Origin of the sequence: Novosphingobium sp., assembly GCF_049240505.1 — a bacterium.
In the GTDB taxonomy this organism is placed as follows: Bacteria; Pseudomonadota; Alphaproteobacteria; order Sphingomonadales; family Sphingomonadaceae; genus Novosphingobium.
Map to the genome: position 1 here is coordinate 1 of NZ_JBMLSM010000022.1, position 11,373 is coordinate 11,373.

The 11,373-nt window shown below is 61.0% G+C and carries 14 protein-coding genes; 3 read left to right on the forward strand and 11 right to left on the reverse strand.

The window, feature by feature from the left end:
• The 10 genes from truB to rimP all read right to left on the reverse strand — a co-directional run.
• A partial coding sequence (truB, locus tag ACOVQ0_RS02395; protein WP_421879773.1) for a tRNA pseudouridine(55) synthase TruB occupies window positions 1-728 on the reverse strand: 728 nt, incomplete at its 3' end.
• A 1-nt stretch (window position 729) separates the two neighbouring features.
• Complete coding sequence (locus ACOVQ0_RS02400) at window positions 730-1,437, reverse strand: site-2 protease family protein (RefSeq protein WP_421879776.1); 708 nt, start codon at window positions 1,435-1,437, stop codon at window positions 730-732.
• Complete coding sequence (locus ACOVQ0_RS02405; RefSeq protein ID WP_421879779.1) at window positions 1,434-1,985, reverse strand: GNAT family N-acetyltransferase; 552 nt, start codon at window positions 1,983-1,985, stop codon at window positions 1,434-1,436. Before ACOVQ0_RS02405 ends, ACOVQ0_RS02400 begins: the two co-directional genes overlap by 4 nt.
• On the reverse strand, window positions 1,982-2,560 hold the full coding sequence (locus ACOVQ0_RS02410) for a thymidine kinase (RefSeq protein ID WP_421879781.1): 579 nt from the start codon (window positions 2,558-2,560) through the stop codon (window positions 1,982-1,984). The genes ACOVQ0_RS02405 and ACOVQ0_RS02410 overlap by 4 nt, the downstream gene beginning before the upstream one ends.
• A 12-nt stretch (window positions 2,561-2,572) precedes the next feature.
• Complete coding sequence (gene rbfA / locus ACOVQ0_RS02415) at window positions 2,573-2,980, reverse strand: 30S ribosome-binding factor RbfA (RefSeq protein WP_421879783.1); 408 nt, start codon at window positions 2,978-2,980, stop codon at window positions 2,573-2,575.
• A 2-nt stretch (window positions 2,981-2,982) separates the two neighbouring features.
• Window positions 2,983-3,519: a DUF1697 domain-containing protein gene (locus ACOVQ0_RS02420; protein ID WP_421879786.1), complete on the reverse strand. Its 537-nt coding sequence runs from the start codon at window positions 3,517-3,519 to the stop codon at window positions 2,983-2,985.
• A gap of 445 nt (window positions 3,520-3,964) precedes the next feature.
• Complete coding sequence (infB, locus tag ACOVQ0_RS02425) at window positions 3,965-6,580, reverse strand: translation initiation factor IF-2 (protein ID WP_421879788.1); 2,616 nt, start codon at window positions 6,578-6,580, stop codon at window positions 3,965-3,967.
• A gap of 5 nt (window positions 6,581-6,585) precedes the next feature.
• Window positions 6,586-7,320 (reverse strand): DUF448 domain-containing protein, encoded by a 735-nt coding sequence (locus tag ACOVQ0_RS02430; protein WP_421879791.1) that lies wholly within the window; start codon window positions 7,318-7,320, stop codon window positions 6,586-6,588.
• Entirely contained in the window at window positions 7,301-8,935 is a 1,635-nt protein-coding gene (nusA, locus tag ACOVQ0_RS02435; protein WP_421879794.1) for a transcription termination factor NusA, read from the reverse strand. The genes ACOVQ0_RS02430 and nusA overlap by 20 nt, the downstream gene beginning before the upstream one ends.
• Before the next feature lie 3 nt (window positions 8,936-8,938).
• On the reverse strand, window positions 8,939-9,499 hold the full coding sequence (rimP, locus tag ACOVQ0_RS02440; RefSeq protein WP_421879797.1) for a ribosome maturation protein RimP: 561 nt from the start codon (window positions 9,497-9,499) through the stop codon (window positions 8,939-8,941).
• Between the two features lie 363 nt (window positions 9,500-9,862).
• On the opposite strand from rimP, the gene ACOVQ0_RS02445 reads away from it, so the two are divergent.
• From ACOVQ0_RS02445 to ACOVQ0_RS02455, 3 genes are read left to right on the forward strand one after another with little or no spacing between them, the layout of a single operon-like run.
• Window positions 9,863-9,994 carry a hypothetical protein gene (locus tag ACOVQ0_RS02445; protein WP_421879800.1) on the forward strand — a complete coding sequence of 44 codons (132 nt, stop codon included), beginning with the start codon at window positions 9,863-9,865 and terminating at the stop codon, window positions 9,992-9,994.
• Window positions 9,994-10,134, forward strand: a complete 141-nt coding sequence (locus ACOVQ0_RS02450; protein WP_421879803.1) for a hypothetical protein — start codon at window positions 9,994-9,996, stop codon at window positions 10,132-10,134. The genes ACOVQ0_RS02445 and ACOVQ0_RS02450 overlap by 1 nt, the downstream gene beginning before the upstream one ends.
• Window positions 10,134-10,358: a PspC domain-containing protein gene (locus tag ACOVQ0_RS02455; RefSeq protein ID WP_421879806.1), complete on the forward strand. Its 225-nt coding sequence runs from the start codon at window positions 10,134-10,136 to the stop codon at window positions 10,356-10,358. The genes ACOVQ0_RS02450 and ACOVQ0_RS02455 overlap by 1 nt, the downstream gene beginning before the upstream one ends.
• 185 nt (window positions 10,359-10,543) lie before the next feature.
• Here the strand turns inward: ACOVQ0_RS02455 and ACOVQ0_RS02460 are convergent, their stop codons facing one another.
• Complete coding sequence (locus ACOVQ0_RS02460; RefSeq protein ID WP_421879808.1) at window positions 10,544-11,269, reverse strand: queuosine precursor transporter; 726 nt, start codon at window positions 11,267-11,269, stop codon at window positions 10,544-10,546.
• Between the last annotated feature and the right edge of the window lie 104 nt (window positions 11,270-11,373).

Genomic DNA, 11,373 nt, shown 5'->3' on the forward strand with positions numbered 1-11,373 from the left:
ATGTCGACCAGCCCTGCCTCCAGCGGCAAGAGTATGTGTTCAAGGGGCGCGCCTTTACCCACATCGTTCAGTTTGTCCAGCGAAATCGCTTGGGCAATCGCGAACGGTCCGGCTTTCAGGCGGCGCAGCATCGTCACATGTCCCACAGTGCCGAGTGCGCGGGCAATGTCGCGCGCCAGACTGCGGATATATGTGCCTTTGGATACGTGGGCGGTCAGCGTCGCAGATTCAACCGCCGCTTCGCTGCCGGTGATCGCATCAAGTGTCAGTTCATGGATCGTGATCGTGCGTGATGGCAGGTCAACCGCCTCTCCCGCGCGGGCAAGATCATAGGCACGCTGGCCGTTTATCATCAGCGCGGAGTAGGCTGGCGGCACCTGTTCTGAAGTGCACCTAAATGCACCTAGAACGTCCTGAAGCGCGGCAAGCGCAGGCCGAGCATCACTCGCCGCAGTGATTTTACCCTCTAGATCAAGGGTGTCCGTCTCAGCTCCGAAAGTCACCGTGAATGCATAGATCTTGTCGGAATCCAACATGCGGCCACACAACTTGGTCGCTTCTCCAACAGCGATAGGCAGCACGCCCGTCGCCAGCGGATCGAGAGTGCCGCCGTGGCCGACCTTGCATTTGCCAAAGCCCGCCTGCCGCAGGTTGCGCTTCACCGCCGCAACCCCTTGCGTTGACCCCATTTCCAGCGGTTTATCGAGGATGATCCAGCCGTCGACCATGCTACTGCGGCTCCGGCCCAGCGACCATTCCGGCCAATCCCGCAAGATGCTCGCCCAGCCACTGCACCGGCGGGCCAATAAGGCGCTCAACCAGCCGCAGTTCTGGCATAAAGTATGGAAGAATAACAAGAAATCCGAACACGATAATCAGCCCGAACGGCTCCAGCCGCGCATATCCGCGCGCCAGCGGTGCCGGGAGAATGCCCATCACGATCCGCGATCCATCGAACGGCGGGATCGGCAGCAGATTGAATGCGCCCAGAAAAAGGTTCACGATCAGGAAGTTGCGCAGGTTGTCCGCAAGAAACAGGACGCCCAGCCCCGGCTCTGCCGCAAAGTCGGTCACCCGCACCAAAAGCCCCAGCGCAATCGCCGCGAACGCCGCCAGCACGAAGTTCGTTACCGGCCCCGCCGCCGCAACAGCCACCATCCCCCAGCGTGGATTGCGCAGCCGTGAAAAATCCACCGGCACAGGCTTTGCCCAACCAAAAACTGGTGCGCCGGAGAGCTTGAGCAGGCCGGGCAGGATGATCGTTCCGAACGGATCGACATGGCGCAAGGGGTTGAGACTCAAACGCTTTTGCTCTGCCGCTGTGGGATCACCCAGCGCGCGCGCGACCCAGCCGTGAGCGACTTCGTGGAACACGATCGCAAGGATCATGGGGATCGCGATGGTCGCGATCTGCCAGAAAATACCTTCGGGATTCATGATGTTACGCCCAACCAATCATCTCGCAGGATCGAGAACAACACCGTGTTGCGCACGCGCCCGGTCCATGTCCGTCGTTCGTGGCGCATCACGCCCTCTTGCACCCCGCCAATCTTGCGCACCGCCGCCTGGCTTCGGAGGTTCAGCGCATCGACCTTGAACGCGACCCGTTCCAGCCCGCAAGCGAAAGCATGGTGCAACATCAAAGACTTGAGCCGGGTGTTGAAGCCGGTGCCACGCACCGCAGGCACAATATAGCTGTTGCCAATCTCCACCGACCAGCCAGCAGCGCCATGTTCGATCCAGGCAGTCATCCCGACGAGCGCTTTACCATCGAACACCGCATAAGGGCGGCGCTGCGGCGCGCTGTTCAGCAGACTGTCGAACTGCGGATCGAATGCCTCCTCCCAGTAACTGAAAGGATAAAGTTTCCAGATTTCAGCATCTTGCCCACATGCCACACGCAAGGCTTCGCGATGATCTTCGCGCAGAAGTTCCAACCGCAACTCGCCATCGGCCAGCGGCACATAAAGACCATCGTCAGTCACGGCTGCATCGCCTCGGAAAAATGTTTGCGGCACAATGCGACATAGCGGTCGTTCCCGCCAATCTCAGTCTGCGCCCCTGCCCGCACCGCCGCACCGCTTTGATCGACGCGCAGGTTCATCGTTGCCTTGCGGCCGCAGTGGCAGACGGCTTTCAGTTCTACCAACGAGTCTGCGATACCCAAAAGCGCTGCAGCACCTTCGAACAATTCGCCCTGGAAGTCCGTTCTAAGCCCATAGCACAGAACGGGAATCCCGGATTCATCGGCAATCCGGGCCAGTTGCCAGACCTGATTCTTTGACAGGAACTGCGCCTCGTCCACCAGCACGCAAGACAGCGGTTGCACGGCATGAGCGGCGCTGACCCGGCTCCACAGATCGGTGGTTGCATCAAAGCGCTGCGCATCGGCGTGAAGGCCAATCCGACTTTCGATGGCGCGATGGCCGCCACGATCATCCAGCGCTGCAGTCCACAGCATCGTTGCCATGCCGCGTTCGCGATAGTTGAAATCCGCCTGCAGCAGATTGGTGGATTTGCCCGCATTCATGCTGGCATAATAGAAATAGAGCTTGGCCATCGGCCCTATGCCTCAGCCCTCGGCGCTGTCGCCGTCAAGATCGCGCAGCACTTTGGGGTCGGACAACAAACGTTCTATCCGGCTTGCCTCGTCAAAACTCTCGTCCGGCAGGAACTTGATCTTCGCGGCATATTTCAGCCGCAGGCGCTGTGCCACTTCGCGCTGGAAATAGGCCGTGTTGGTGCGAAGCGCTTTCAGCACCAGTTCTTCATCCTCACCCAGCAGCGCCTTGATGAACACGGTGGCGTGGCGCAGATCAGGCGACATGCGCACTTCCGTGACCGATACGGTATGCGCGGTCAGCACATCGTCATGCACTTCCTGCCGCGCCAGCAGTTCGGACAGGATATGGCGCACTTGTTCGCCCACCTTGAGCAGGCGGACGGAGCGGGTTTCGGGGGTCGTTTGAGGCTTGGCCAATTCTAACTCATCTTTGCAAGGATACGTGCGAGTGATCGCACGTTGCGCGCGGTGCCCCGGCAACCGAGACGGCGTTCGATAAAAGCGCCGGTCAGCTTGCTTTCGGCCACGCCGTTCGCGAAATCGATATAGATACTGCGGTTGCCGATTGCGAGTTTTTCCATACCCCGCATCGCCTGATCCGCTGCCAGCTTATCAAACGCGGCCTGTTCGGGCTGGCGTTCCAGGAAAAGCGTGTGGGCGAAGTTGTCCTGACCGATACCTGTGAAAGGATTGCCTTCCACCGCTTCGGCAATGGCGGCACGGTCACGCACGGCGACGAAACTCTTGATATCGAACCGGTCTAGCATCACGTGGCTGAACAGGTCTTCCAACCCATCAAGCGGGCGGTCATCATAATCGAACAGCAGGTTTCCGCTGGCGACAACGGTTTCCAGCCCGGTCAGCCCTTCGCGTTCAAAGGCATAACGCAAATCCGCCATCGTCACGCGATTGCCGCCGACGTTGATGGAACCGAACAGGGCGACATATCGGGTCATGGCTTGCGTTTTTCCGAAATTTTGCTATCAAGCGCACAGCACTACAGTTGAAGTATCCATTTCACCATCCCGGAACCCGGACGCTGCTACGTCCGGGTTCTTTTGGTATCGGGGATGCCGCTGCTACGACACCCCCTTACTGGCTTACTTGCGACCCAGCTCAATAAGCTTGATCACCAGCCCGACGAGGCCAACGATCAACGTCGCCACGCCGAGAACCAGAAGCGCTACAGTTTCGATTTCCATACAGATCACCTTCCCTTCTGTCGCAGGTTGCGACCTCGGAAAAGCGTTATGCAGGCAGAGACTGCCGGTCCGTAGTTCTCGGATTGATCGTCAATGAACAGCGGAACCGTTGCCGATATGGTGGCAACGGTTCTCTAACATGACAGGCCGTCCCCCAACCCCTCCCGCAAGCGGGAGGGGAGCAAGAACAGGCCAAACCTTACAAAGTCCGTTCGCGCATTTCGACTTCGAAGACTTCCAGCTGATCACCAGCCTTGATGTCGTTCGTGTCCTGCAGCAGCACGCCGCATTCCAGACCTGCGCGGACTTCGGGCACGTCGTCCTTGAAGCGGCGCAGCGAGGCAATGGTCGTGCGGCTGACGATGACGTCGTTGCGCGTGAGACGTGCGTGCAGTCCCTTGCGGATGACGCCTTCGACCACGAGCAGACCTGCTGCCTTGTCCTTCTTGCCCGCCGGGAAGACTTCCTTGACCTCTGCACGGCCGACGACCGTTTCAATCGCTTCCGGTCCCAGCTCGCCCGCCATTTCCGAACGGATGTCGTCGGTGAGCTGATAGATCACGTCGAAGTACTTCATCCGCACCTTGTTACGCTCGATCAGCTCGCGCGCCTTGGCGTTCGGACGGACATTGAAGCCAACGATCGGCGCGCCGCTGGCCTGCGCCAGGTTGACGTCGCCTTCGGTGATCGCGCCCACGCCCGATTGCAGGATGCGCACCTTGATCTCGTCGGTCGAGATCTTGTTGAGCGCGTTGACAATCGCTTCGACCGAACCCTGCACGTCGGCACGGACAACCAGCGGGTATTCGATGACCGTGTTCTTCGCGGCAAGCGCGGAGAACATGTTTTCGAGGCTGGCCGGAGCCTGCACGGTGCGCTTGGCGGTTGCGCGTTCCTGACGGTACGCGGCCACTTCGCGGGCACGGGCTTCGCTTTCGACCACAGTGAGCGTATCACCCGCCATCGGCACGCCGCCGATGCCGAGCACTTCGACCGGAAGAGAAGGCCCTGCAGTCTTCACCTGACGGCCCTTGTCATCAAGCATCGCGCGGACGCGGCCCGACTGGGTGCCGACAACGAGAATGTCGCCAACCTTGAGCGTGCCGCGATTGACGAGGACGGTGGCGAGTGGCCCCTTGCCCTTGTCGAGCTTGGCTTCGATCACGGTGGCTTCTGCCGCGCGATCGGGGTTGGCAGCGAGTTCGAGCAGTTCCGCCTGAAGCAGGATCTTCTCGATCAGTTCGTCCAGCCCGGCCCCGGTCTTGGCCGAGACTTCCACATCCTGCACGTCGCCCGACATGTCTTCCACGATGATTTCGTGTTCGAGCAGACGTTCGCGGATCTTCTGCGGGTTGAATTCGGGCTTGTCCGACTTGGTGATCGCCACGATCATCGGCACGCCAGCGGCCTTGGTGTGGTTGATAGCCTCGATCGTCTGCGGCATCAGCCCGTCATCGCCCGCAACCACTAGAATGACGATGTCGGTGACATTGGCACCGCGCATACGCATTTCGGTGAAGGCTTCGTGGCCCGGCGTATCAAGGAAGGTGATGTGATCACCGCCCTTGGTCTTGATCTGATAGGCGCCGATGTGCTGCGTGATGCCACCGGCTTCGCCGCGCACAACGTCCGTCCCGCGCAGCGCATCGAGCAGCGAGGTCTTGCCGTGATCGACGTGGCCCATGATGGCCACAACCGGCGGACGCGCCTTGAGCGTTTCGTCGGCATCAACGTCAGCCGCAGTGTCGATATCGGCATCGCTATCGCTGACGCGCTGGATGTTGTGGCCGAATTCGGTGACCAGCAGTTCAGCAGTGTCCTGATCGATGGTCTGGTTGATGGTGACCATCATGCCCATCTTGAACAGTGCCTTGACCAGATCCGCAGCCTTTTCAGCCATACGGTTCGCCAGATCCTGAACGGTGATCGCATCGGGCACGACCACATCGCGCACCTGCTTTTCGCGTGGCTGCGACTGGCCTGCGAAGTGGGCGCGACGTTCCTTTTCACGCGCACGCTTCAGTGCGGCGAGCGAACGGGCGCGTGCACCTTCGTCCTCGTTCAGAGCGCGCGTGACGGTGAGCTTGCCGCCACGACGGTCTTCCGTCTTGCGATCGCGCGGGTTGTTGGCAGGCTTCTTGGCAGCAACCGGTTCAGGGCGCTTGACCGGTGCAGGCGATGCAACGGGCGTGAAGCGGCGCGGCGCGGGGATGACGGGCGCAGCCTCTTCTGCCTTGGCCGGTTCAGTGGCCTTTACGGCCTCAACCGGTGCGGGGGCAGGAGCGGCGACCGGTGCTGCAGGTGCGGGTTCTGGCTGCGCTGCAACTTCCGGTTCGGGCGCTGGAGCTGCGGCAGGAGTCGGCTCGACCACCGCTGGCGCAGGCGCGGCGGCTTCGGCCTCGGCGCGGGCCTTGTCTTCGGCACGACGGCGCTCTTCTTCCTGAGCACGCACGCGTTCTTCCTGCTCACGACGGTTCGCGGCTTCAAGCGCGGCAAGGCGTGATTCCTCGGCTTCGCGCAGCAGGCGGGCCTGCAGTTCCTGCCGCGTTTCACGCGTGGCTGAAGGCGGCGGCGGGGGCGGTGGAGGGGGTGGCGGCGGAGCGACAGGCGCGGTCGGCGCTGGTGCCGGTGCGGCGGGTGCAGCAGTAGGCGCAGCCTCGCCGGGGCGACCCATCAGCTTGCGCCGCTTCACTTCGACCACCACCTTGTTGGTGCGACCGTGGCTGAAGGTCTGCTTGACCTCTCCGGCTTCCACCGAGGTCTTCAGACCCAGCGGCCTGCGGCCCAGTGTCGGCTTCTTGTCGCTATCGCTCATCGAACTCATTCGCCCTTCGTATCAATATCGTCGTTCGCAGCCTGATCCGTTGGGGATTCGGCGGCTTCTGTCCCGTTTCCGAGAAAATGTATCAGGCGCTGCAGCGGCGCTTCCAGTCTGGCGGTAGCAGCGGAATCGGTCAGCGCCAGGTGAACGACGTTGTCGCGGCCCAATGCCACAGACAGCGCCGCCCGGTCCAGCGGCAAGATTGTGCCTTTCTTGCCCGTGCCTTCGGCCCCTTCGCCCACACGCCAGGCCTGCGCCAGCTTGTTGGGACCATCGGAACCGGCGTCACAGGCGTGCCCGAGGAACGTGACCGCCCCTGCCCTGCATCCTTGCGCAATCTTTTCGGTGCCGAGAAGCACGTTGCCCGCACGCAGTTCAATGCCGAGCCGATCTGTCAGCAGCCGACGCAAAGCCTGTTCGATACGATCGGCAAGATCGGCGGGAATGCGCAGTGGTGCGCCCTTGAAGGCACGCGCCAGCGCTCCCTTTAATTTGCCATTGGCAATCGCTTTTTCAAGGGCTTGCCGGTCAACGCCGATCCATGCGCCGCGCCCGGGGGCACGCGCCATTACATCGGGCAGCACATCGCCATCGGGCGAGATGGCGAGACGAAGCAATTCGTCCCGCGCATCATGCTGCCCGGTAAGGACACACTTGCGCTCCGGCGAGGATTTCCCCGTCGGCTTCGCGTCAACGATGTCGGAGCTTAGCGGCTCATTGTGAGGAATCCGCATCGGCGGCCTCCTCAGCTACTGGTTCGTCTTCAAACCAATGCGCGCGCGCGGCCATGATGATCTCGTTGCCCTGCTCTTCGCTCAGGCCATATTCGCCAAGCACGCCGCCCTTGTCCTCGACGCGTTCAGGACGATCGCTCTTTTCGCGCGGCCCCTTGTCGTTGCGGCGGCGCTGTTCGGCGCGCTTCTTGGCAATGAGTTCGTCGGTGGCAAGATCGGCCAGATCGTCAAGCGTCTTGATGCCGGCCTTGCCGAGCGTGACCAGCATCGCTTCGGTCAGGTGCGGCAGTTCTGCAAGCGCATCTTCAACGCCAAGACCGCGACGCTGCTCGCGCAGGCCTTCTTCGCGGCGCTCAATCGCTTCTGCGGCGCGGCTCTGCAGTTCTTCGGCGAGTTCTTCGTCGAAGCCTTCGATCGCCGCGAGTTCGGCGTTTTCGATGTAGGCCACTTCCTCAAGCTCGGTGAAGCCTTCGGCCACCAGCAGCTGCGAAAGGGTTTCGTCGACGTCGAGTTCTTCCTCGAACATCTTCGAACGCTCGGCAAATTCCTTCTGGCGCTTCTCCGAAGCCTCGGCCTCGGTCATGATGTCGATAGCCGAACCGGTGAGCGACGAGGCCAGGCGCACGTTCTGGCCACGACGACCGATGGCGAGTGAAAGCTGGTCGTCAGGAACGACCACCTCGATGCGGCTCTCTTCCTCGTCGATCACCACGCGGCTGACGGTGGCAGGCTGGAGAGCGTTGACGACGAAGGTCGCGGTATCTTCGCTCCAGGGGATGATGTCGATCTTTTCGCCCTGCAGTTCCTGCACGACAGCCTGAACGCGGCTACCCTTCATGCCGACGCAGGCACCGACAGGATCGATGCTGCTATCGCGACTGATCACGCCGATCTTGGCGCGCGAACCGGGATCGCGGGCAGCGGCCTTGATCTCGATGATGCCATCGTAGATTTCGGGCACTTCCTGCGCGAAGAGCTTCTTCATGAATTCGGGATGCGCCCGGCTGAGGAAGATCTGCGGGCCGCGGTTCTGGCGCTCGACCTTCATGATCAGCGCGCGGACGCGCTCGCCCACGCGCGGCACTTCGCGCGGGATCTGCTGATCACGACGGATCACGCCCTCGGCGCGGCCGAGGTTGACGATCACGTGGCCGAATTCGACCGACTTGATCACGCCGGTGATGACTTCGCCTGCGCGGTCCTTGAATTCGTCATACTGACGGTCACGTTCAGCATCGCGGACCTTCTGGAAGATCACCTGCTTGGCCGACTGTGCATCGATACGACCGAGATCGACCGGGGGCAGCGGATCGACGATGAAATCGCCGATGGCAGCGCCGGGCTGCAGCTTTTCAGCAGCCTTCAGATCGACCTGCTTGAAGTAATCCTCGACCACTTCGACTACTTCGACCACGCGCCACAGGCGCAGATCGCCGGTGCGCGGATCAAGCTTTGCGCGAATGTCGTTTTCAGCGCCATAGCGGTTGCGCGCCGACTTCTGGATTGCTTCTTCCATCGCCTCGATGACGACGGACTTGTCGATCATCTTTTCCGTGGCAACCGCATTGGCGATTGCAAGCAGTTCGGCGCGGTTTGCAGAAATCGCACTGGCCATGCGTCAGTCTTCCTGTTCTTCGAGAATTTCGTCCGCCCCGCTGGTATCCAGCGGCCGGGAAGCGGCGATAAGCTTGTCCGTAAGGATCAGCTTTGCATTGGCAACAAGGGTGAACGGCACTTCAAAAACGGTGCCGTCATCCTCAATCGAAATGATCTGCGTTTCCGCATCGAAGCTTTTGATATCGCCACGAAAGCGCTTGCGCTCACCCAGCAGTTCGGAAAGTTCGACACGCGCTTCGTGGCCGACCCATGCCGCAAAATCCTTTGCGCGGGTCAGCGGACGGTCGATACCCGGCGAACTGACTTCGAGACGATAGGCATCTTCGATCAGCATTTCACCGACTTCTTCCAGTTCATCGAACCGGTCGGAAATGCGGTGCGACAGCGCGGCGCAATCTTCGATCACAAGCTGGCCGGTTGCAGGGCGTTCAGCCATGATCTGGAGCGTATGCTCTTCATCACCGATCTCGCCGCCCTTGAAATAGCGCACGCGCACGAGATCGAAACCGAGAGCCTTTGCCTCAGGTTCGATAACTTCCGTGATCCGCGCGATATCCGCCATGCAATCTCCAATAGGCCGAAAGGCAAAAGCCGGCCCCGAACAGCAAAAGCCGGTCCGCGCCGGTGCCCGGTGGCACCAGCCTGACCTTGCTTTCACAATGTCGGGATGAGGCGCAGATAGGCGTGTCATGGTGAAAATGCAAGCTGCAATCGGTGCGGCGAGACGCAGCCTGTGCATGACCGATACAACACCTCCCAAGATGTGGTGAAAATCCCCACTGTTCAGCAAGCGGAAAGGTTGGCAAAGAAGCGATGTTTGCGTGAATGTGCGGTTTTCAGCCATTTATGCAGTTTGGCACGCCCCATGCAAAGCTCTGTTGCATCAGCCACAACGGCTTCACCAGATTGCATGAGGACCGCAACCATGACCGCTTTTGCCAACCGCATCGCCGCCGCCGCCAGCGCTTTCGTTCTCAGCCTCGCGCTGATCGCGGGCACCGTCAACGTCCCGCAGGCAAGCCCCGCCCCTGCCGCCCAAGTGCAGGGACTGATCTGATGCGCCAGGTGATCGACCAGTTCGCCGCAGCGGCAGGTGCATTCGCCCTCAGCCTCGCCCTGATAGCCGGAACCGTGAGCGTTCCTGCCCATTCCAGCCATGATGACGCAGCCCCGGCTGCCGCACAGGAGATGATTTGATGAGCCAGCTTCGCTTCGATGATTCGGCCCCTCGCCCCATCGAAACCTCACGCGGTTTCCGCCTCGACAAGGTGCGCGGCAAGCTGATGGGCGTTTGCGCAGGAATTTCGAACTACTTCGGCGTGGACGTGACGCTGGTTCGCGTGGCCTTTGCGCTCGCCACCCTGCTTGGCCTCGGCTCGGCACTTATCGTCTACCTGCTGATCGGCCTGATTGCCGATTGATCGCGCGGAAACGCCCCCCGCCCCGCGCGCTATGGCCCCGCTTCTCCCACTCGGGAGAGGCGGGGTTTTTGCGGCATCCGTGTGCATGAAGCATCCTTCGACAGGCTCAGGATGAGCGGTTTTGGGAGTCCAGAATTACTCCGCTCATCCTGAGCCTGTCGAAGGATGCCCGGACAGAACGGAGGTCAGACCTGCGGAGCCTTGGCAAAAGGCGAAAAATCCGTGTCGGTATCGAACACTTCAGCCCCTTCGCGCTTCTTCAGCCAGCCGACCACAGCATACGTCACCGGCGTAAGGCCCGCTTCCCAAGCCACTTTCATCGCCCAGTTTGTGACCATCACCATCAGCACCTGATCGGTGGTCCAGATGCCGAGGAACGCAATGGGATAGAACAGCAGGCTGTCGATGGCCTGCCCAAACACTGTAGACCCGATCGTGCGGGTCCACAGGGCCTTGCCAGCTGTCAGCACCTTCATCTTGGCCAGCACGAAGGAATTGACAAACTCACCCGCCCAGAATGCCGTGACGGACGCCAGCACGATGCGCCAGGTAGAGCCGAACACGCTTTCATAAGCAGCCTGTCCATCCCAATCCGGCGCAGCGGGCATGGCGACGACAACATAGCTCATGAAGGCCATAAAGATCAGCGCGAAGAAGCCCATCCACACGCAACGCCGCGCGTTGGCATAGCCGTAGACCTCGGTCAGCACATCGCCGATCACGTAGGATACGGGGAAGAACAGGATGCCCGCCCCGAAGGTGAAGCCGCCAACTTGCGCCAGCTTGGCCGCGCCAATCAGGTTCGACAACAAGAGGATAGCCACGAACGAGGCCATCACATAATCGAAATAGCGGAAATGGCGGCGCGCGCTGGAAGTGCCGTCGATGCGCGAAAGCTGGGGATCGGTCATGGGTGCCTGTGCTAACCCGGTTTGCACGTTTGGAAAAGCACGCTTATGAGGCACCCGGCGCGCGCCCGTAGCTCATCTGGATAGAGCGCGAGACTTCTAATCTT

Coding starts and splice junctions, on each gene's coding strand:
- rimP (WP_421879797.1), bottom strand. CDS start 9,499: ATGGCGGATATCGCGCGGATCACGGAAGTTATCGAACCTGAGGCAAAG.
- nusA (WP_421879794.1), bottom strand. CDS start 8,935: ATGGCCAGTGCGATTTCTGCAAACCGCGCCGAACTGCTTGCAATCGCC.
- ACOVQ0_RS02450 (WP_421879803.1), top strand. CDS start 9,994: ATGCGCCAGGTGATCGACCAGTTCGCCGCAGCGGCAGGTGCATTCGCC.
- ACOVQ0_RS02460 (WP_421879808.1), bottom strand. CDS start 11,269: ATGACCGATCCCCAGCTTTCGCGCATCGACGGCACTTCCAGCGCGCGC.
- ACOVQ0_RS02455 (WP_421879806.1), top strand. CDS start 10,134: ATGAGCCAGCTTCGCTTCGATGATTCGGCCCCTCGCCCCATCGAAACC.
- ACOVQ0_RS02410 (WP_421879781.1), bottom strand. CDS start 2,560: ATGGCCAAGCTCTATTTCTATTATGCCAGCATGAATGCGGGCAAATCC.
- ACOVQ0_RS02400 (WP_421879776.1), bottom strand. CDS start 1,437: ATGAATCCCGAAGGTATTTTCTGGCAGATCGCGACCATCGCGATCCCC.
- ACOVQ0_RS02420 (WP_421879786.1), bottom strand. CDS start 3,519: ATGACCCGATATGTCGCCCTGTTCGGTTCCATCAACGTCGGCGGCAAT.
- ACOVQ0_RS02445 (WP_421879800.1), top strand. CDS start 9,863: ATGACCGCTTTTGCCAACCGCATCGCCGCCGCCGCCAGCGCTTTCGTT.
- ACOVQ0_RS02430 (WP_421879791.1), bottom strand. CDS start 7,320: ATGCGGATTCCTCACAATGAGCCGCTAAGCTCCGACATCGTTGACGCG.
- infB (WP_421879788.1), bottom strand. CDS start 6,580: ATGAGCGATAGCGACAAGAAGCCGACACTGGGCCGCAGGCCGCTGGGT.